Consider the following 20,557-nt stretch of genomic DNA (forward strand, 5'->3'; position numbering starts at 1 on the left):
AAAAATGCTTAAAAAAATCGACACAAAAGATGCAAAAAAATACAATTTTGCTATCATTAGCACCGAAAAAGGTGATATGAAATTAGAATTATTTCCCGATGAAGCACCGCAAACTGTGTGTAATTTTACTAATTTAGCCAATGATGGTTTTTATGATGAGCTTGTTTTTCACCGTGTAATTCCAAATTTTGTGATACAAGGTGGTTGTCCTTATGGTATAGGCTCAGGTGGTCCTGGTTATGAGATAGAGTGTGAATGCGACAATCAAAAACACAAGCACTTAAGAGGTAGCTTATCTATGGCTCATGCTGGTAGAGATACAGGTGGATCACAATTTTTTATCTGTCATAGCCCACAACCTCATTTAGATGGAGTACATACTATCTTTGGACAAATCAATCCTGAAGATAAAGAAAGTTTGGAAGTACTAGATAGCATTAGAGCAGGAGATAAAATCAAAACTATCCAAATTTTAGAAAAACTTTAATTTTACATCTCCTTAAAATTGTGCTATGATTTTTTAAGGAGATTAACTATGCATTTTATTTTTATTTGTATTCATCTTATTTGTGCTGTATTTTTTATAGCTTATGTATTTTTTGATGTATGTGTTTATCGCTTTGCTTATAAACACCAAAGTAAAGAAGATTGCGATAAAATCAAAAAAGCCTATACTAAATCAAGTATTATTATCTTTGCTAGTATTTTTATCTTGCTTTTATTGAGTGGATTTTATCTTTTGAGTTTTTATGAAATTAACTCTTTTTGGGATTTTTTTGCAAGTAATTTTGGTATATTTTTATTTATCAAACTTTTATTATTAATAACAATGCTAGTTTTGACTTTTTACTCTTTATTTTTTATAAAAGTTTTAAAAAGAAAAGACCCTTTAAAATCTCACTTGATTGCATTGATTTTATGTATTTTAATAGTCATTTGCGCAAAAGCGATGTTATATTTTTAAAACATTAAAACTAAACTTATATCATTAGCTTAAAAAATAAAGGTTATTTATGCTTGGTGATATTATAGATTTTTTACTCACTCTTGCAAAAGATTGGGGTTATTGGGGGATTATTTTTCTTATGTTTGTAGAAAGTTCCTTTTTTCCTTTTCCTAGCGAAGTAGTGATGATACCTGCTGGATATTTAGCTCATCAAAACGAGCTTAACTTTTGGCTATGTCTATTTTGTGGGACTTTTGGAGCTCTTTTAGGGGCTTTATTAAATTATTATTTATGTTATTTTTTAGGGCGGGAAGTTCTTTTAAAAATATGCAAATATTTTGGAGTTAGTGAAGCAAAATTTGCTCAATTTGAAGCTTTTTTTAATAAACATGGTGAAATATCAACCTTTAGCGGTAGATTAATCCCAGGTTTGCGTCAATACATTTCTTTACCTGCTGGACTTGCGAGAATGAATTTAAAAAAATTTATATTTTATACTAGTTTAGGGGCTGGAATTTGGTGTTTAATCTTACTTATATTAGGTTATATTTTAGGTAAAAATGAAGATTTAATCAAAGAATATCTGCATTTTGTTATTGTAGCTTGTATTGTTTTTGCTGCTATGATTGTAGCTATTTATATCTATATTCAAAAAAGAAAAAAACACCTTAAAAATTTCTAATTTTAAACACCTAGTTTAATTAGCTAGGTGTTTTATAATTTTCTTTGATTTAATATATATTTTTCTAAAAACCTTTAAATTTATATGATTTTATATTTGATTTTTGATAAAATCTTATAAAAACTATTTCAAAGAAAAATATTATGCAAAAACCATCAATTCAAAATTTAACGGATTTTTTAATCGAATACATTAGTGTTTTTTTAAGCGCTGGAACTTACACAGCAAGAGTGGCAAGGTGCGTTGGAAGGATAGCTAATGCATATGGTTATGAGATTAACATGAATTTTTTCTTTCATCATACCACACTAAATATTTTTGATAAAGATGATAATTCCATACAAAGAACCTATATCATACCCAATAAACACAATCACATTAATTTTAAACTTATATTAGCACTTAGCGCATTAAGCTGGCAAATTCATGATCATAAATACAACCTAGAAGAAGCTAAATTTTCTCTTTTAAAACTCAAACAAAGCAAAAGAAATCCTTTTTTAGCGCATTTATTTTTAGTTTCAGTGGCAAACTCAGCATTTTGCAAATTATTTGGGGGAGATTTTTACGGCTGTTTATTTGTATTTTTAGCTACTTTAGTAGGTTTTAGCTTAAGGGTTTTACTCACTAGAATAAAAATTGATTTAAGAATTCAATACATTATTTGTTCTTTTTTATCCTCTTTTATTGTATTTTTTGGAGTGGATTTAAAACTCGTGCAAGAAGCTAATGTTGCTTTGGGTTCTAGTATATTGTATTTAATTCCTGGGGTTTATTTTATAAACTCCGTTATAGACATTTTAAAAGATCATATACTTATGGGACTTAGTCGTATTATTAGTGTGGCGATATTAGTATGTTGTATTGCCATTGGAATTTATACTACTCTTAGTATTAGTGATTTTGGGATTTTAAGATGATTGATTATTCTTCTATACTTTGGGATATGTTTTTTGCAGCTTTAACAGGATTTGGCTTTGCTTATGTGTGTAATCCACCCTTTAAAACACTCATACTTTCAGCCATATTAGCCGCTATAGCTCATGGTATGCGCTTTACTTTGATGGGGTATTTTGGCTTTCAAACCTTGGCTATTGCAACCTTTATAGCTTCTTTTAGTATAGGCTGTCTTGGTTTGTTTTTAGCTAAGATTTTTAAAACACCTGCTGAAATCATAGCTTTTCCTGCTCTCATTCCTATGATACCTGGAATTTATGCATATAAAGCCATATTGTATTTGATTTCTTTTATACGCTCAGAGGATATTAGCGAAAAAACTAATTTCTTGATTCAATTTTTCGATCATTTCTTTACAACACTTTCGGTAACACTAGCTCTAGCAGTAGGAGTAAGCGTAACCTTGCTTTTATTTTTTGAGCAAAGCTTTATGATGACAAGAAGTATTAAAAAAAGTAAAAATCACGATCAAAATTAATCGTGATTCATTTTATTTTTTGCTTCTATTCCCATAAGCGTAAAAGCTGTTTTAATACTTAAAGCACATACGGCAAAAAGTTTTAAAAGCTCATCCTCATTATCTGAGCCAACAACTTTGTTTTCATTATAAAATTTATGAAATAAAGAAGCTAAATTTTTTAAATAATCAGGAATTTTTTGCAAGGCTCTTGACTCAAACGCATCATTAAGCACTGCTTTTAAATTTAAACTTTCAAATAAAAGATTCATACCATCTTCATTTAAACTCTCAAATTTAGCATGCATAACATCATTTACACTTTTACCCGCTTTAGCAAATACTTGATGAATTCTCGCATGAGCATAATTAATATAATACACAGGGTTAGAACTATCTTCTTTTTTAAACTCATCTACATCAAACTCTAAATGTGTATCACATTTTTTACTAATAAAAATATATCTTAACACATCACTACCAAGCTCTTCTAAAACATCACCCATTAAAATGAAATTTCCTGCTCTTTTACTCATTTTATAAGGTTCGCCATTTTTTAAGAGTGAAACCATTTGCGCTAAAATAATTTCAAGATTTTGACTATCATGACCTAAAAATTCCATAGCAGCCTTCATTCTAGCTATATAACCATGATGATCAGCTCCCCATATATTAATACACTTATCATAACCACGGCTCATTTTATCTTTATGATAAACTATATCAGCAGCTAAATAAGTTCCTTTTCCATCATCTTTAATAATCACACGATCTTTCTCATCGCCTTTAGCACTTGATGCAAGCCATATTTTACCATCTTGCTCATAAGTTCCGCCATGCTCTTTTAAGGCTTTTAAAGTATTTTCTAATTCATTATAATAACTTGTTTCACTCACATAAGTATCAATAAATATCTTAGCATCGGCCAAATTTTGCTTAATAATTTTAAGCATTTTATCTTTAGCCCAAAGTGCTAATTGCGGAATGTTTTCTTCTACAAAGAAATCTTTTTCAAATTCAGCAAAAGCCTCTTTTGCTACATCTACGATATATTCACCTTTATAATACTCATCAGGATATTGAACTTGCTCTTTTAAGCAATGCTCTTTTACTGCAAGTAATATAGAAAGACCTAAAAGATAAATTTGATTACCCGCATCATTGACATAATACTCTGTATCAAATTTATATCCTAAATGTCTAGCAACTCTAGTTAAAGTATCACCAAAAATAGCACCTCTAGCATGTCCTATATGCAAAGGTCCTGTTGGATTAGCACTAACATACTCTAGTAAAAAACTCTGCTCTTTTTTATCATCTTTTGCAAAATTCTCACTATCACTCAAAGCTTGTGTAGCTAAAGAATTTAAAAAAGCTCTTGAAAGCTTAAAATTTACATAACCATTTAAAGCCTCTACACTTTCAAAACAATCACAATCTTTTAACTTAACAACAATATCATTGGCAATTATCATAGGGTTTTGCTTTAATTCTTTAGCCAAAGAAAAAGCCAAAGGTGTAGCAAAGTGGGCTAGATTTTTATTCTTAGGATTTTCTAAGATAAAATCTCTTCCTAGTTTTTCTTTAATTTCTTTATAAACTAAAGTTTTCAATGTTTTACCTTAAGCTTTTTTTACTTCTTCGTTATTTTCTTTTACAAGCACATCTTTTTCATTGATTTTTTCAATTTTTTGTGCATCTTCTTGAACGATTTTTTTATCATCTTCTGTGTTCATTTCATCTTTAAAAGTTTTAATACCTTTTCCTAAGCCTTTAGCAAGCTCTGGAATTTTTTTTGCACCAAAAAGTAACACCACAATAAGTAATATAATCAACCATTGAGTTCCGCTTGGCATATGCATTTTATTCTCCTTTATTCCATTGAATTTGAATTTGTTTTAAATCATGTTTTGTGCTTTTTAATTTTGAAGCTTCAAAAACTGCTTCTAACTCCCTATAGCTTTTTTCAAGATCATCATTTATGATTAAAAAATCATATCGATCCAAATAAGCCATTTCATCACTAGCATTTTCTAATCTTTTGCTAATATCTTCTATTTTATCAGTATTTCGCTTAAGCAATCTTTTTTCAAGTTCTTTTTTATTTTTGGTTGTAATAAAGACAGAAGTAATATATTCGGGCATTTTTTCTTTAGCTATACAAAAACCTTGCACATCAATATCAAAAACGACACTTTTACCCTCTTGCAATGCTTTTTTTACAGGGATTAACGAAGTGCCATAATAATTTTTATGCACCAAAGCCCATTCTAAAAAATCACCTTTTTCTATGCCTTGTTTAAATTCTTCTTCGCTAATAAAAAAATAATCTACTCCATTTTTTTCATTTTCTCTAGGAGCTCTTGTTGTACTAGAAATAGAAAAATAAATATTATCTTTTTCTTTAAAAAGCCTTTGAAGCAAGGTACTCTTACCTGCTCCACTTGGCCCTGAGATGATTAAAATTTGACCACTCAATGTTTATCCTCATCAAAGCTTATATTAATGCTTATATTCATTTTCATACCTTTTAAGGCTGCTTTTAAAGTATCATCAGTAATACTCGAAGTAATAGTTTGAGCTATACTTTTACTAAGCTCATTTACCATTTCATCTTCTTGTAAATCTTCTGCTTTTTCTTTAGTATTTACCTTGCCTTCTTCTTTCTTTTCTATAATAGCTGGAGTAAGCTCTTCACCTAAAGCTAACATAATATCATTTTCATTTAAATTTGCAAACTCATCTTGTGTATCATCTAAAATTGCGCCCATATTTTCCTCTATATTTTCCTCTATATTTTCCTCTATATTTTCCTCTATATTTTCCTCTAAATCTAAAACCTGCACATTTTCATTATTACTTGCTTCTTGAGTATCAAAATCTTGCATTGTTTCCTCGTCAAGATCGTTTAATTCTTCATCAAGTTCATCAATAGCAGCTAATTCTTCTTTTATTTTATCTTGAGTGCTTAATTCTTCTTCAGGCTCAAAATCCATAGCCTCATCTTCTAAAAGTTCTTCTACTAAAGGTTCATTTTCTTCTACAACACCATTATCTTCTTTTATTTCCCCTATAAATTGAGCATCCTCAGGCAAATCATCAAAACTCATCTCTTTTTCGCCCATTTCTTCAACCATAGGCAATTCATCAAAAGAATCCATTTCGGCAGGATTTTCTTCTATATTTTCTTCTATATTTTCTTCTATATTTTCTTCTATATTTTCTTCTATATTTTCTTCTATATTTTCTTCTATATTTTCTTCTATATTTTCTTCTATATTTTCTTCTATATTTTCTTCATGTAAATCATCTAGCAATGTCAACTCATCTTCATCTTTTTTTTCATCTACTAATACATCTGTTGTTTCAGGCATATTGTCAGCTTTTAATTCATCATCTAAATTCTCTTCAAAAAATTCTTCTTGCAAACTTAAATCATCTTCACTTAAACTCTCTTCATGCTCAGACAAGTCAATACCGGCTAAAAGTTCATTTCCATCTAAAGGTGTATCTTTATCAATTAAAACATCATCGTCAAAATTTAATTCATCTTCTTCTAAAGTATTATTTTTATCTTCTTCTAAAGTTTTTTCACCACCTAAAAGCTCTATAAAGTCAGTTGGTAAAAAAGGTTTATATAAACATTCTACGCCTTCTACTTGCTCTTGATTTCTAGGTAATAAACAAATCAACCTATTACATTTGCTTTTTAAATCATCTAAATTAGCTTCAATATCATGATCTATGATAATAACATCATAAAATTCTCCAAGCTCCTCAGTATTTGTAATTTCTTCAAAATCATAACCTAATTTTTGAACCCCTAAACTGATTAGCTTTGAAACAGCCGTATTAGAATTTATCAGCAAAACCTTCATCTGTCATCTCCCAAAATTAAAGAAATATCTTATTTTAAAACATTTTTAATTATTTATTGCTTATATATTAAAAAATAATAATTCCATATGTTCAAAACTTTTCATTGTTAAATTTTTAAAATACTGCATCATAATAAGCAAAATAGCAATAAGCACCGCAAAAGACAAGAATATCTTAATAGGATACCCCACTACCAAAAGATTAAACTGAGGCATAGTTTTCATAAGCATACCAAAAATCACATCTGATAATAAAGATATAGCCAAAACTGGAAAGGCCATAGAAAAACCAAGTACAAAAATATTTACCATGGCTTTATTTAAATAAAGCATTAAATTTTCATGTGGATAAAACCCACCTAAACTAATGTATTCTAGCGAATTAGATATAAAAAGTAAGACTAAATGATGTCCATCAAAGGCTAAAAATACAAGTAAAGCTAATAAATTTAAAACTTGTGAGATTACAGGTGTGTTTGTACCAGTTGTAGGATCCATAACACTAGCCATAGAAAATCCCATGGTAAAAGAAACCTGCTCACCTGCCATTTGTAAAATAGCAAAAGTCATTTGCAAAATCAACCCTGCCATCATACCAAAAAGCACTTCACTTAAAAGATATAAAATAAAAAAAGAATCAGGTGTATTACCCTCAAGCTTTGCTAAAGGATATAAAAACATTGTTAAAAATAAAGCTAAGGTTGTTTTTACCACCAAAGGTATACTATTGTGAGAAAAAAAAGGAAAAAAAACTATTAACCCACTCATTCTAGCAAACAAAAGCATGAAAATAACTACATTTTCATCGCCTAAATATCTAACAAATTCCATAGTTACTTAAGTGAAAAACCTTGTCGCATTTTTTAGTAAGCTCTTGATCATGCGTAACAAAAATCAAAGCTGCGTTATTTTTCTTGATATAATCAATCAAAATATCCATTACATTTAATGCATTTTTAAAATCTAAATTTCCGGTAACTTCATCAGCAAAAATAATCTTTGGCTTTTTGCTTAAAACCCTAGCTATGCTTACTCTTTGTTGTTGTCCACCGCTTAGCTTTGTGATTTTTTGATTCATTAAATCTGCAATATCAAGTTTTTTTAATAATTCATAATCAATATTCTGTCCGCTTAAAACACTCGCAAGCTCTATATTCTCAAAAGCCAAAAAACCTTTAAACAAATAATGCATTTGAAAAATAATCCCAAAATCTTTTCTACGAATTTCTAGTAAAGCATCATCATTTAAACCGTATAAATCTTGATTATTATAAAAAACTTTTCCTGATTGAGGTTTTAATAAGGTAGATAAAATATGCAAAAGAGTGGATTTACCACATCCACTACTTCCGCATATTGCAATACTATCTTTTGCATTTACAGCAAAATTTAAATTTTCAAAAAGCGGAATATCAAAACTATGGCTTAAATTTTCCGCTTTTAAAAGTTCCATTTTTAACCAATTTGCGCAGCAACTTCAGCAGCAAAATCTTCAGTTTTCTTTTCTAGGCCTTCACCTACTTCAAAGCGAATAAATTCAACTATTTTGATAGTTCCACCTAGCTCTTTTTCTTTATCAGCAATTACTTGCTCGATAGTTTTTTTATCATCCATTACATAAAACTGACCCATTAAAGTAAGTCTGCTGTCAAGTTGAGAATTATCCGCAATAAAGCTATTTAACTTACCTGGGATAATATTAGGCCAAATTTTTTCTGGTTTTCCTTGTGCTTGAAGCTCAGCTTTAATAGCTTCTTCAGCTGCTTGAATTACCTCTTGAGTTAATTGTTTTCTACTTGCATATTTTGGAATTTTATGCTCTGGTTTATTAGGATCTTTTAATCTTCTTCTTTCTTCATTCTCTTTTTCTAACTCAGCAACTAAAGCTTTGTATTCATTTTCTACAAAATCCATATCAAGTTCTTCATAAGATAGATAACTAGGTTTCATTGCAGCAATATGCATACAAATATGCTTTAAAAATTCTCCACACTTGCTAGCCGTAGCTTCACTATCACAAGCTGCAGCAATAACCACACCAACACGACCATTAGTATGAATATAGCCATTTACTATGCCATTAGCACCTGCTTTTAAAGTAGCAAATCTTCTAACAACTAAATTTTCACCAATAGTTGCAATTTGGCTTTTTAAGTACTCTTCAAATTTAACACCATTAATCTCACTTGAATGTAATTCTTCAACATTTTGAAGACTCTTAGCTTGAATATGTGCTGTTGTATCTTTTGTTAAAGCAATAAATTGTTCATTTTTAGCAACAAAATCTGTTTCTGAGTTAATTTCACTTACAGTTGCACATTTAAAATCATCACTTACTTTTACGCTTACTAAACCTTCAGCGGCTAAACGATCAGCTTTTTTATCAGCTTTTCCAAGTCCTTTTTCTCTTAAAAGTTGCACTGCTTTTTCAAAATCACCATCTGTATCTTTTAAAGCATTTTTACAATCCATCATACCTGCGCCAGTACTTTCGCGCAGTTCTTTTACCATTTGTGCAGTGATTTCAGCCATTATTCTTTATCTCCTTCAAAATCTTCTTCACTCATAGCTTCTTCTAAAACTTCTTTTTTTTCTTCTTCAGAAACAGGTTGTTCTTCACTAGCTTCACCATCTTGCTCTCTTAATGCTTTACCTTCATTGATTGCTTCAGCCATTTCTTGGCAGAAAAGTTGAACCGAACGAATTGCATCATCATTCCCTGGAATTGGGAAATCAACTAAGTCAGGATCACAGTTTGTATCTAGTGGAGCAACTACAGGGATTTTTAATCTATTAGCTTCTTGAACTGCAATTTTTTCTTTAACAGTGTCAATAACAAAAATCATATCAGGTTGAGTTTTCATATATCTAATACCACCAAGATATGCTAGTAATTTTTCTTTTTTTCTAGTAAGCATTAGTGCTTCTTTTTTAGTTAAAAGCTTAATACTTCCATCTTCTTCCATTTTTTCTATAACTTCTAATTTTCTAATAGATTGGCGGATAGTTCCAAAGTTAGTCATCATACCACCAAGCCATCTGTGATTTACATAAGGCATACCGCATTTTTCAGCATATTCTTTAATCGCTCCACCTGCTTGTTTTTTAGTACCAACAAATAAAATTGTTTTACCTTCTGCAGCAGCATCACGAACGATATTATATGTATATCTAAAGTATCTAAGTGTTTTTTGTAAATCAATTACATAAATACCTTTTCTTTCACCAAAAATAAATTTTTTCATTTTTGGATTCCATCTTCTTGTTTGGTGTCCAAAGTGCACACCGCACTCTAATAAATCTCTCATGCTTACCATGAAATTCTCCTTGAAATAAAATAATTAGGTTTATTCCTCCGCATTCTTTAACCCATAAGCAACCTAATAAGGAAATTAATGCGTGTGAAATGAAAAAATATTATATCAAATTTTATTTTATATTTAGCTTATTATTGAAGAAAAAGAACGCCACAAGGCGTTCTTTGAGTAAATTAGTGTAATTTAGACCAAACTGATCTTTTCCAACCTATAGCAAAAATACTTAAGATAGCAAAGAATATCATAATATAAATTCCTGTTTGCTCTCTTTCTTCTTTTTTACTATCACCAACTTTTTCAAGATAATTAATAACTTGAGTTTGTGCTTTTTCATTTAAACCAACTCTTGGCATAGCAGTACCGTGAATTTTCTTTTGAGGTTCGTTAATGAAAATTTCAAGATAATGCGCGCCTTTAGAACGAATCATCATAGATAAATCTGGAGGCGTCATACCAAGATAATTTTTTAAATCACTCATATTTGAGCTTGAAACAAAGCCATCATATTTTACATCATGACATCTTCCGCAAGCATTTTCAAACGTATGTTTATTTTTAGCAAAATCAAATTCTTTTGCAATTAAAGCCGTTTTTGCTTGCTCTGAAAGCTCTTGATTTTTAGCATATTTTTCTTCTAAATCAGCTTTTAATTTTGCATCAAATTCTTTTTCATATTCACTAGCTGTATTTTTAAAGAATGCAATTAAGTCTGCTAAATCTTGATTATCTTGTGCTTCATCGCCACTTAAAGGATAAGCAGGCATTAAGAATGGATTTTCATCATTAAATTTATGTGAAATTTGCAAAGCTTTAACCGGATCAATGATAAGTGCGGTTAAAAATTTCTCATCATAAATAGCACCCGCATCACTTAAATCAGGAGGTGTTACACCTAAAGAAGAATCTGTGATAGTAGCAGGAATTCCAGCAGCTTTTACACCATGACATGCAATACAATTTCCTTCAAAAAGCTCTTTTCCTTTTTGTGCATTACCTTTGCTAAAATCGATTTTTGCGATTTTTTCCCATAATTGCTTAGTAGCTTCTTCTTGGCTTTTAGCAAGCTCTAATGCTTTTTGAGCATTAGCTATAGCTTTTTCACTTCCTGAAGCGTTAGCATCCGTTGCTGCTTTTTCTTTTAAAGCAACTTCGCCTTTGGTAAATTCTGCATCAGCTTTTGCAAAGTCAAAATTAACCGGAGTTGAAGGAGGATTCATCACTGAATGTGCATAAGGCTCAACCCCCCAATAAACTAAACCTGTGAAAAAGACAACTACAAAAAATATTTTTAATTCTCTCATTATTAGCCCCTTTTTCTTTCCATGATAGTAATAATTGGTAAAACTACTAACAATAATAGTAAAAACACCATAGAAGCATAAAATCCTATCCAAGCGTTAATTCCTGTTGGAGGGAGCTTTCCATAAACTGTTAGCACAATTAAATCTATCAATAATACCCAAAACCATACAAAAAACATTGGTCTTTCGTGCGCTGGTTTTACAACATCACTTCTATCAAGCCAAGGTAATAAGAAGAAAATAATTTGTGCTATACCAAATGCTGCAAGCCCTATATCAAAAGCCTTAATGCTTCCAACATCAAAGAAAAATCCTCTTAAAACTTCATAACTCCACAAGAAATACCATTCAGGATAAATATGAGGAGGTGTTTTTAAAGAATTTGCTGGGTCAAAGTTGATTGGGTCCATTGCAAAATTGAATTTAAAACATACCAAGTAAAAGAAGAAAATCATAAATAGCGCAATATACATAAAATCTTTAGCTAAAAATCCTGGCCAAAAAGGAATAACTTTAGAACCTTTTGTATCGCCTGCTAAATATTTTTCAGCTTCTAAATCAAAATCAATTTCTTCTGAGATTTCATTATTTACATGAGGAATTCTTAAAGAATAAAAGTGGAATGCAATAATTGCCAAAATTACAATAGGCAATAAACATACATGCAACATAAAAAATCTAGTTAAAGTTGGATCTGAAACCGCAAAATCTCCTCTTATCCAAATAACCAATGCATCACCTATAAAAGGAATTCCACCAAAAAGCTGAGTAATAACTTGAGCAGCCCAAAAGCTCATTTGTCCCCAAGGTAGCATATACCCACTAAATGCTTCTGCTGAAAATACAACAAATAAAAGCATACCACTAATCCAAATCATCTCACGACCCTTTTTATAAGAGCCATAATAAATTCCTGTTAGCATGTGAATATATATGATTAAAAATACAACCGAAGCAGCCACACCGTGCATATGACGCCAAAGCCAACCATACTCTACTTCTTGCATGATAGTTTTATTTACACTATCAAAAGCTAAAGCCACATCTGGCTTATAATACATTACTAAAAATAAACCTGAAATAAATAAAATAGCAAAAAGAGTAGTTAAAATAACACCCATTGCCCATAAGAAGTTAATTTGTTTTGGTATCCAATATTGAGCCATTAAAACATTAAAAAGCTTATTTACAGCTAGTCTTTGATCAAGCCAATCTACAATACCGTTTGCTTTTTTTATCTGTGCCATATTAAGCCTCCGCGATCATTTTTTTATATTCTGGACCTTCTTCGCCTAATACTAATTTTGTTCCATCAATTCTAAAAGGAGGAATGTCCAAAGGTCTTGGAGGAGGACCAAATACATTTTTACCACTAGTGTCAAATTCACCACCATGGCATGCACACTTAAATAATTTTTCACTTGGAGCATAAGCTGGAATACAGCCTAAATGCGTACAAAGACCAATAACTACAGTATAAGCAACATCACCTACAACAACATCTCTATTGCTATCTTTTGCCATATCTGCATCTTTTTTTAAGATAAATATAGGCTTTTTACGCCATTCAATTGTTCTTAGCTCGCCCTCTTTCATACCAGAAAGATCTACAGTAGTAATACCTGCTGCTTTTACACTTGGGAGCGGATCCCATGTTTTTTTCATTGCAACTAATGAAAAAGCACCACCCACAGCAGCTACTGTTCCAAAGGCAAAGCCCATAAAGCTTCGTCTACTTTCAGATGTAGCCATTTTACTTCCTTTGTTTTGATTTGTATGTAAAGCATAGCAGTTTATCTAAAAAATGATAAATTTTTTCTTTGATACAAAAAGCCTTGTTTAAGATATAAAAGTATTTGTTTAAAAAAGATAGTATCTATTTTATTTAAGGCAATAGATACTATATAAATTAGTTTATTTTTTCATTTTGATATAAATATGTAAAATATCCAAAGCAGCAGGAGTAATACCGCTAATTTGCGAAGCAGCAAAAATAGTTGGTGGATTAAATTTTTGCAGTTTTTCCACCACTTCATTACTCAATCCACTCACACTTTTAAAGTCAAATTTTTCAGGAATTTTCAAATCATTTAAATTTTTCATTTTTTCAATTTGTGCTTTTTGCATTGCTATATAATGATAATACTTTGCTTCATTTAAAATTTCATTTAAAGAATACTCATCCATATTTTTAAACATTTCATCTAAAGCTTTTAATTTTTCTATATTAAAACTAGCTCTTGCAACAATTTTTTGCAAGCTCACTATTGAAGTTATTTTTTCTTCTTCAATACTTTGTAAAAATTCATTATTTTGCTTACTTGGTGTCCATGTAGTTTGAAGTAAAAACTCAAGTCCTTTGCTAACATTTTGTTTTATATTATCAATATATGCATAATCTTCTTGACTTAAAAGTTTAAAATTATATCCATATTCTCCAAGTCTTAAAATAGCATTTTCTTCTCTTAAGAGCAGTCTATACTCAGCTCTTGAAGTAAACATTCTATAAGGCTCTTTGGTGCCTTTCATCACTAAATCATCAATCAACACCCCTATATAAGCTTCATCACGCCTTAGCACAAAAGGTTCTTTTTCATCAATTGCTAAAACCGCATTTACTCCTGCCATAAAACCTTGCGCAGCAGCTTCCTCATAACCAGTAGTTCCATTAATTTGCCCAGCGCAATATAAATTTTTAATCTTTTTGGTTTCTAAAGTATGTTTTAATTCTGTCGGATCAATATAATCATACTCTATAGCATAACCAAAACGCGTGATTTTAGCATTTTCAAAACCTTTTATACTTCTTAACATCGCAATTTGCACTTCATAAGGTAAAGAAGTAGAAAAACCGTTAATATAATACTCTGTCGCATCTTTAGTTTGTGGCTCTATAAATAAATGATGACTTTCTTTATCACCAAAACGATTAATTTTATCTTCTATAGAAGGACAATATCTTGGTCCTATACCTTCAATTTGTCCTGTAAAAAGCGGAGCACGGTAAAAGTTACTTTTTATAATCTCGTGTGTTTTTAAATTTGTTCTTGCTATATAACATGGAAGTTGATTAGGTTTAAAATTTTTTGTTTTAAAACTAAAAGCTTTAGGGTTTTCATCTCCAGGTTGAATTTCTAAAACGCTAAAATCAATACTTTTAGCATCAACCCTTGGGCAAGTTCCTGTTTTTAATCTTCCTACTTTTAAACCACTTTGTTTTAAGTAATCTCCCAAATTTACAGACGCAAGCTCACCTACCCTACCTGCTTGAAGCTTGGTTTCACCTATATGGATAAGTCCGTTTAAAAAAGTTCCTGTTGTAAGTATGATTTTTTTGGCAAAATATGTATTTTCTAAATTAGTTTTAACACCCTTAACTTCATCATTTTCTATAAGTAAAGACAAAGCTTGCTCTTGAGAAATTTCTAAATTTTCAAGTTTTAAAAGCTTATTTCTAGCACAAATTCTATAAGCATCCATATCAATTTGCGCTCTACTTCCGCGCACTGCAACACCTTTGCTTTCATTTAAAATTCTAAATTGAATTCCAGCCTCATCAGTAATTTGCCCCATAAGTCCACCCATAGCATCAAGCTCTTTTACCAAATGTCCTTTTGCTAAACCACCTATAGCAGGATTACAACTTGCAGCACCAATTTGCTCGATTAAAGTAGTTAAAAGTAAAGTTTTTTTACCCATTCTAGCAGCCCCGGCACTAGCTTCAACTCCAGCATGCCCGCCACCTATTACGATTATATCATACATATTTTGACCTCATTTTTATAAAAAGGCAAAAATTATATAATATTTTTTAAAATAAAACACTAAAAATACTTTTTGAAATTTAAAAGTTTTAGATAAAATCTCATAAAAATTAAAGGTATTGAATGTTTAATGGATTAATCCGCGAATTAGCCTTTGTCAAATCATATCAAAACAACACTTTAAGATTAAAAGCAAACTACAAACCAAAACTAGGCGATAGTATAGCAGTTAATGGTGCGTGTTTGAGCGTAACAAAACTTTTTGATGATGGCTTTAATCTTGAACTTTCTTATGAAACAAGAACTCACATAGCTATTGAAAATTTAAAAGATTGTGTGCATATTGAACCTGCACTAGCTTATGGCGATAGAATAGATGGACATTTAATGCAAGGACATATTGATGGTATAGGTGAAATTACTAATATTTCTAAAAAAGAAAACGGGGTTGATTTTTATATTAAATGTCCTGATGATATACAAATTTATATGGCAAATAAAGCAAGTGTAGCCATAGATGGAGTGAGCTTGACTATCAATGAAGTTTTAAAAGATGGTATTCGTTTAACTATCATTCCTATAACCTTTAATGAAACCTTGTTTAAAGATTACACCATAGGAAGACGCGTTAATATAGAAAGCGATCTTTTGGCAAGATATATACATAGACAATTAAATTATAAAAAAGAAATCTCATGGCAACAAATAGACAAGATTACATCGCTTTATTAGAAAATGATTTTACAAAAGCTTTTGTAGCCTTTGATCAAGATTATAATATTTTTAGAGCAAAAATTCATGATAATATTTTTCCTTGGGAAAATTCTATAAAAAAGTGTGTATTTTTAAATCAAATTCATTCTAATATCATCACTCATTATAATAAAGATTTTCATTTTAACGCTGATGGGATGATTAGCAATGAAAAAAATATAGCTTTGTGTATTTTAAGTGCTGATTGCTTGCCTTTGCTTTTATATGATGATGAAAATAAAGCCATAGCAGCTTTACATTCAGGTAGAAAAGGTTGTTTTGAAAACGTCTTAAAAGAAGCTGTTTTGAAAATGCAAAAAAGCTTTAATACCCAAACCAAGAATTTACAACTCATCATTTCAGCAGGAATTTGTGCTAAAAATTATGAAATTAATGGCGAGGTTTTAAATTATAGCAAAGAAAATTTTGCACCTTTTTTACATAAAAATAAGCTTGATTTAAAAGCATTAGTTAAATTTCAAGCAAAAGAATTAGGTATTAATGATATTTTTGATATCAATCTTTGCACTTTTGATGATGAGAGATTTTTTTCTTATAGAAAAAACCAAACTCCAAAGCGCATTGCTAGCGTGATTTATTTAAAGGATTAAAATGTATGAAGTAAAAAATTTACTTGCTTTGAAAATTTTACAAAAGGCTAGAGAATTTGGTGATAATGACTTAAGCAACGAAGTTTTAATCACTCAAATGCTAAATCACACCTCACAAACTCTAAATCAAAACGATACAAAAAATTTAAATGAATTTATCACAACGCTTATAAATGCCAAAGAAAAAGCTAAAATGAGTAATAAATAATTTTAATTTTTCCAAGTTAAAATAAATTTTGTTCCTTTATTTAGCTCACTTTCTACTTTTATTTTTATATTATGCTCTTTACAAATTTTATCTACCAAAGAAAGCCCTATACCAAAACCACCTTGATTTTCATTAAATCTTGAATAACGTTCAAAAATATTAGCCAAATTTTCTTTTGCTATACCACAGCCACTATCTGCTATTATAAGCTTTTGCTCTAAAAGTGCTATTTTAATATGACCATTTTTTATATTATATTTTATAGCGTTATTAACAAGATTATCAAACATTTTAAAAAATTGCTCTTTATTAGCATAAATTTTTCCATCATTTTCCAAGCTAAGCTCTAAGTCGATATTTTTTTGCTCCAAAAATATCTTGAAATACTCCATTCTTTCTTTAATCAAATCTTTTAAAAATATCCAATCTTTTTTAGCTTCATAAGCTTGAGAAAAATTTAAAAAAGTTAAATCTGAATACAAATGACTCAAAGTTAAAGCCGCTATTTTTACACGCTTTAAAGCCTTAATTTCTTCAAAATTCTTTTTTCTTTCCAAACTCTCTACACTCATTAATATCGCACTAATTGGCGTATTAATCTCATGAGTAGTATCTTTTATAAAATTATTTAAAAATCTTATCCTCATTTCTAAAGGCTTGAGCGCAAATTTAAGGATTAAATACCCCATTATACTTACAAAAATCAAAGAAAAAACCATAGCCAAAGCTACTTTAAACCTTATAAATCCAAGCTCTTTAGAAACATCATCACCTTGTACTAAAACCCTCAAACGATTAACATCACCTAAAACTTCTAAAGCATTTTGACTTTGCGCATTTGCAAGCAATAAATTATTTAAATTCACATCAGCTATATAAATTAAAGTATCATTATTATAAATATTTGCATTATTAAGTTTAAAAAAAGTTGTTTGAGCAGGCAAATCTAGGTTAGAAAAATAAACTTTTGTTCTATCAAATATTGCAAATTTTATATTAGAAATTTGAGCAATTTTTCTAGCACCTTTTTCTATAGGCTCAAAACGTAATTTTTCCATTTGTAAAATTACAAAACGGTGTTCTTGTCTTAATTTTATACTATGCTCAGTTACTAATTCTTCTATTAACTTTGCATACCATACACTAAAAAGTACTATAAGAACACTTCCTATACTTACCAAATATAAAGAAAGAATCTGCCATGCAACACGCTTGGCTTCATACATAGCAATACCCTCTTCCCCTTTGATTAACAATGCTATCCTTGCCTAAAATTTTTCGTAAATTTTTTACATAAGCCCTTAAACTAAGTTCGCTTGGCTCTTGATCATACTCCCAAATTTCTTCAAAAATACAAGCAGTATCTATAAATTTACCTTTGTTTTTTAAAAGTAAAGATAAAAGCTTTAACTCTTTTAAAGGCAGGGTTAAAGGCTTGTCATCTTGGTATAAAGTTTGCGAAACAAAAGCAAATTTAAAACCATTTCCTAAGTCTTCATAATCTTCATTTTTATGAGCAAAAGAACGCTTTAAAATAGCATTAATTCTTATTTTTAACTCCTGCAATTCAAAAGGCTTTTTAATATAATCATCACAACCGCTTTCAAATCCCTTTTGTAAATCCATAGTAGTATTTAATGAAGTCATAAAAATAGCTGGTGTGTATTTACCAGCTTCTCTTAAATTTTTAAGCACACTAAAACCATCACCTTGTGGAACTTTTACATCTAAAATCCATAAATCAAAATTTTTCTCATAAGCTTTATCTTGTGCATCTTGAGCATTATCCACTAAAGTAACTATAAAACCTTCTTCTTCTAAAAATTCACTAACAATTTCCCCTAAATTAATATCATCTTCTAGCAAAAGAATTTGTGTGGCCATTTTTAACCTTTTTATTATATTTTACTTAAAACATTATATTTTTTTTGTGTAAATTAAGTGTGAATTTAGCGGAGTTAAAGCCAAATATTTATAAAATATTAACCGTTTTATAATTTGTACTTAGGATTTGTTATGCTACCTGAATGGGATCAAAAATATAGTATCAATAATGTAAAAATCGATGCCCAGCACCAAAAACTCTTCGAACTTGCTGCTAGAGTTGAAGAAATTTCTGATAGACCAATCTATCAAGTAGAACTTAAAAAACTCATTGCTGAATTTTTTAATTATATTAAAATTCATTTTCAAGATGAAGAAAACTATATGGTTGAGATTAATTATCCTTATTTAAACCAACACAAACTTATGCATAAACAAATCACCAGCTCAATGATAAAACTCATACAAAGCATAAAAAGCACTAATGATTTAAAAGAAAAATTATATATAGTGGTTAATTCGTGGCTTATAGAACACATCATTCAGCATGATATGATGATAGAACACTGGAGACAAAGCACACAAGTAAAAAATTCTTCAGACACTTTCGAAGAAGAAAAACCAAAACCAAAAAAATTTTTATATCAATGTCAATGTGAAGGAAAAACTCACAAAGTCCCTTATGATATTCATTTAAAAATGCAATATTCTAAAGTACAATTTAAATGCAAAGAATGCTCTGCTAATTTAATTTTATGCAAAGAAAAAACTGAAATTTAACAAAAATTAATCATAGTTTAAAATATTGTAAATTATAATGCCTGCAAAACTCTGCCAAATATAAACAAGGAGTTAACATGCTACCAAAATGGTGTGATAAATACAGTATTCACAATGATGAAATCGACAAACAGCACAAAAAACTTTTTGAACTCGCTGCTAATGTTGAGATGATTTCAGATAAACCCATTCATAAAGGACAAATCAAATTTTTACTTGCAGATTTTTTTAACTATATGAAAGAACATTTCGCTGAAGAAGAAAAATATATGGCAAAAATAGGCTATCCTGAACTTGCTAATCATCAAAAAATTCACAAAAGCATTATTCAATCTATGATAGATTTAATTCAAAATATAAAAAGCACTAATGATTTAAAAGAAAAGCTCAATATCATCGCATCAAAATGGCTATTAGAGCATATCTTAAGAGAAGATATGAAAATAGAAAAATGGCATCAAGCACAATTAAACAAAAAAGACAATGAAACAACTTCAGAAGATTTGCAAGAATTTTATGAGTACATTTGCTCATGTGCTGATAAAATCCATAAAGTGCCTTGCGAAATTCATCAAAAAATTCAAAAAACTAATGCAAGTTATAAATGCAAAACTTGCCAAGAAGCAATAAGACTAAAATAAAGGCTACACAATGAATAAAAGATACACCTTAACCCTTTCAGAAGAACTTTACGAACGCTTAAGTCAAACTGCAAAATTTTCTAAAAAGAAAAAAGCTGAAATTTTACGCAATGCTTTAGAAAATTATCTTGATGAAATGGAAGATTTTGCTCCAGCTATAGAAGCTTTAGAAGATCTAAAAGATGGAGATAGTGAAAAACTAGATAGTATTATCAAAAAATTAAAATGCTAACTCCCTCAGTTTCCATACATTAACTATCAAAGAGCATAATTACATTTGTAAAAGCAAACATTCATAGATAACTCCTTAGTTTTTAAAGATCTAGTTTCAAACTAGATCTTTAAAGATAATTCAATCTATAAATACAACCCTTTAATATATTTTTATCGTTTTTATTTACTTTAAGAATTCTTATATAAAACTATGCTATAATACAA

The 20,557-nt window shown here is 29.7% G+C and carries 25 protein-coding genes; 11 read left to right on the forward strand and 14 right to left on the reverse strand.

Annotated features, from left to right (window positions below; all coding sequences use genetic code 11):
• Positions 1-4 precede the first annotated feature (4 nt).
• From L8W68_RS01280 to L8W68_RS01300, 5 genes are all read left to right on the forward strand, one after another.
• Positions 5-487 (forward strand): peptidylprolyl isomerase, encoded by a 483-nt coding sequence (locus L8W68_RS01280; RefSeq protein WP_263674711.1) that lies wholly within the window; start codon positions 5-7, stop codon positions 485-487.
• 48 nt (positions 488-535) lie between these two features.
• A complete protein-coding gene (locus L8W68_RS01285) occupies positions 536-964 on the forward strand; it encodes a trehalose-6-phosphate synthase (protein WP_263674712.1) in 429 nt (142 codons plus the stop codon).
• Positions 965-1,013: 49 nt separating this feature from the next.
• Positions 1,014-1,628 carry a DedA family protein gene (locus L8W68_RS01290; protein WP_263674714.1) on the forward strand — a complete coding sequence of 205 codons (615 nt, stop codon included), beginning with the start codon at positions 1,014-1,016 and terminating at the stop codon, positions 1,626-1,628.
• Between the two features lie 143 nt (positions 1,629-1,771).
• The gene (locus L8W68_RS01295; RefSeq protein ID WP_263674715.1) at positions 1,772-2,548 is read left to right on the forward strand and encodes a threonine/serine exporter family protein; all 777 of its coding nucleotides are present in this window, start codon (positions 1,772-1,774) and stop codon (positions 2,546-2,548) included.
• On the forward strand, positions 2,545-3,063 hold the full coding sequence (locus tag L8W68_RS01300) for a threonine/serine exporter family protein (RefSeq protein ID WP_039618755.1): 519 nt from the start codon (positions 2,545-2,547) through the stop codon (positions 3,061-3,063). Before L8W68_RS01295 ends, L8W68_RS01300 begins: the two co-directional genes overlap by 4 nt.
• Here the strand turns inward: L8W68_RS01300 and argS are convergent.
• From argS to mnmG, 12 genes are all read right to left on the reverse strand, one after another.
• Positions 3,060-4,655: an arginine--tRNA ligase gene (argS, locus tag L8W68_RS01305; protein ID WP_263674716.1), complete on the reverse strand. Its 1,596-nt coding sequence runs from the start codon at positions 4,653-4,655 to the stop codon at positions 3,060-3,062. The two genes, L8W68_RS01300 and argS, sit on opposite strands and share 4 nt — an antisense overlap.
• A 9-nt stretch (positions 4,656-4,664) precedes the next feature.
• Positions 4,665-4,904 (reverse strand): twin-arginine translocase TatA/TatE family subunit, encoded by a 240-nt coding sequence (locus L8W68_RS01310; protein ID WP_039618758.1) that lies wholly within the window; start codon positions 4,902-4,904, stop codon positions 4,665-4,667.
• Between the two features lies 1 nt (position 4,905).
• Positions 4,906-5,520 carry a deoxyguanylate kinase / guanylate kinase gene (locus L8W68_RS01315; protein ID WP_039628617.1) on the reverse strand — a complete coding sequence of 205 codons (615 nt, stop codon included), beginning with the start codon at positions 5,518-5,520 and terminating at the stop codon, positions 4,906-4,908.
• On the reverse strand, positions 5,517-6,920 hold the full coding sequence (locus tag L8W68_RS01320; protein WP_263674717.1) for a hypothetical protein: 1,404 nt from the start codon (positions 6,918-6,920) through the stop codon (positions 5,517-5,519). The genes L8W68_RS01315 and L8W68_RS01320 overlap by 4 nt, the downstream gene beginning before the upstream one ends.
• A gap of 60 nt (positions 6,921-6,980) precedes the next feature.
• Positions 6,981-7,751, reverse strand: a complete 771-nt coding sequence (fliR, locus tag L8W68_RS01325) for a flagellar biosynthetic protein FliR (RefSeq protein ID WP_263674718.1) — start codon at positions 7,749-7,751, stop codon at positions 6,981-6,983.
• Positions 7,738-8,373 (reverse strand): ABC transporter ATP-binding protein, encoded by a 636-nt coding sequence (locus tag L8W68_RS01330; RefSeq protein ID WP_263665102.1) that lies wholly within the window; start codon positions 8,371-8,373, stop codon positions 7,738-7,740. Before L8W68_RS01330 ends, fliR begins: the two co-directional genes overlap by 14 nt.
• 2 nt (positions 8,374-8,375) lie before the next feature.
• The gene (gene tsf / locus L8W68_RS01335; RefSeq protein WP_039626638.1) at positions 8,376-9,452 is read right to left on the reverse strand and encodes a translation elongation factor Ts; all 1,077 of its coding nucleotides are present in this window, start codon (positions 9,450-9,452) and stop codon (positions 8,376-8,378) included.
• Positions 9,452-10,237, reverse strand: coding sequence for a 30S ribosomal protein S2 (gene rpsB, locus L8W68_RS01340; RefSeq protein WP_263674719.1), 786 nt, complete (start codon positions 10,235-10,237; stop codon positions 9,452-9,454). The genes tsf and rpsB overlap by 1 nt, the downstream gene beginning before the upstream one ends.
• 173 nt (positions 10,238-10,410) lie before the next feature.
• Positions 10,411-11,538: a c-type cytochrome gene (locus L8W68_RS01345; RefSeq protein WP_115645843.1), complete on the reverse strand. Its 1,128-nt coding sequence runs from the start codon at positions 11,536-11,538 to the stop codon at positions 10,411-10,413.
• Positions 11,539-11,540: 2 nt separating this feature from the next.
• Positions 11,541-12,785 (reverse strand): ubiquinol cytochrome c oxidoreductase, cytochrome b subunit, encoded by a 1,245-nt coding sequence (locus L8W68_RS01350; RefSeq protein WP_039618771.1) that lies wholly within the window; start codon positions 12,783-12,785, stop codon positions 11,541-11,543.
• A gap of 1 nt (position 12,786) precedes the next feature.
• Complete coding sequence (locus L8W68_RS01355) at positions 12,787-13,290, reverse strand: ubiquinol cytochrome c oxidoreductase, 2Fe-2S subunit (protein ID WP_039618773.1); 504 nt, start codon at positions 13,288-13,290, stop codon at positions 12,787-12,789.
• Positions 13,291-13,452: 162 nt separating this feature from the next.
• Complete coding sequence (gene mnmG / locus L8W68_RS01360) at positions 13,453-15,303, reverse strand: tRNA uridine-5-carboxymethylaminomethyl(34) synthesis enzyme MnmG (protein ID WP_263674720.1); 1,851 nt, start codon at positions 15,301-15,303, stop codon at positions 13,453-13,455.
• 122 nt (positions 15,304-15,425) lie between these two features.
• Here mnmG and ribE point away from each other — a divergent pair, with 122 nt between their 5' ends.
• Genes ribE through L8W68_RS01375 form a run of 3 tightly spaced genes read left to right on the forward strand, consistent with a single transcriptional unit; the run spans position 15,426 to position 16,874 of the window.
• Positions 15,426-16,034: a riboflavin synthase gene (gene ribE / locus L8W68_RS01365; RefSeq protein WP_263674721.1), complete on the forward strand. Its 609-nt coding sequence runs from the start codon at positions 15,426-15,428 to the stop codon at positions 16,032-16,034.
• A complete protein-coding gene (gene pgeF / locus L8W68_RS01370; protein WP_263674722.1) occupies positions 15,998-16,666 on the forward strand; it encodes a peptidoglycan editing factor PgeF in 669 nt (222 codons plus the stop codon). The genes ribE and pgeF overlap by 37 nt, the downstream gene beginning before the upstream one ends.
• A 1-nt stretch (position 16,667) precedes the next feature.
• Positions 16,668-16,874 (forward strand): hypothetical protein, encoded by a 207-nt coding sequence (locus tag L8W68_RS01375; protein WP_149062476.1) that lies wholly within the window; start codon positions 16,668-16,670, stop codon positions 16,872-16,874.
• 2 nt (positions 16,875-16,876) lie between these two features.
• Here the strand turns inward: L8W68_RS01375 and L8W68_RS01380 are convergent, their stop codons facing one another.
• Together L8W68_RS01380 and L8W68_RS01385 are read right to left on the reverse strand one after the other, a co-directional pair.
• Positions 16,877-18,130, reverse strand: coding sequence for a sensor histidine kinase (locus L8W68_RS01380; protein WP_263674723.1), 1,254 nt, complete (start codon positions 18,128-18,130; stop codon positions 16,877-16,879).
• Positions 18,093-18,758, reverse strand: coding sequence for a response regulator transcription factor (locus L8W68_RS01385; protein ID WP_214118110.1), 666 nt, complete (start codon positions 18,756-18,758; stop codon positions 18,093-18,095). The genes L8W68_RS01380 and L8W68_RS01385 overlap by 38 nt, the downstream gene beginning before the upstream one ends.
• 132 nt (positions 18,759-18,890) lie before the next feature.
• Between L8W68_RS01385 and L8W68_RS01390 the strand changes: the two genes are divergently transcribed.
• The 3 genes from L8W68_RS01390 (at position 18,891) to L8W68_RS01400 (ending at position 20,351) form a co-directional block, all read left to right on the forward strand.
• Positions 18,891-19,478, forward strand: a complete 588-nt coding sequence (locus L8W68_RS01390; protein WP_263674725.1) for a bacteriohemerythrin — start codon at positions 18,891-18,893, stop codon at positions 19,476-19,478.
• Positions 19,479-19,555: 77 nt separating this feature from the next.
• Entirely contained in the window at positions 19,556-20,119 is a 564-nt protein-coding gene (locus tag L8W68_RS01395) for a bacteriohemerythrin (protein ID WP_214125386.1), read from the forward strand.
• Positions 20,120-20,129: 10 nt separating this feature from the next.
• Positions 20,130-20,351 (forward strand): ribbon-helix-helix protein, CopG family, encoded by a 222-nt coding sequence (locus L8W68_RS01400; protein ID WP_047208463.1) that lies wholly within the window; start codon positions 20,130-20,132, stop codon positions 20,349-20,351.
• Positions 20,352-20,557: the final 206 nt, after the last annotated feature.

Source organism: Campylobacter sp. FU_497, from assembly GCF_025772425.1.
In the GTDB taxonomy this organism is placed as follows: domain Bacteria; phylum Campylobacterota; class Campylobacteria; order Campylobacterales; family Campylobacteraceae; genus Campylobacter_D; species Campylobacter_D lari_C.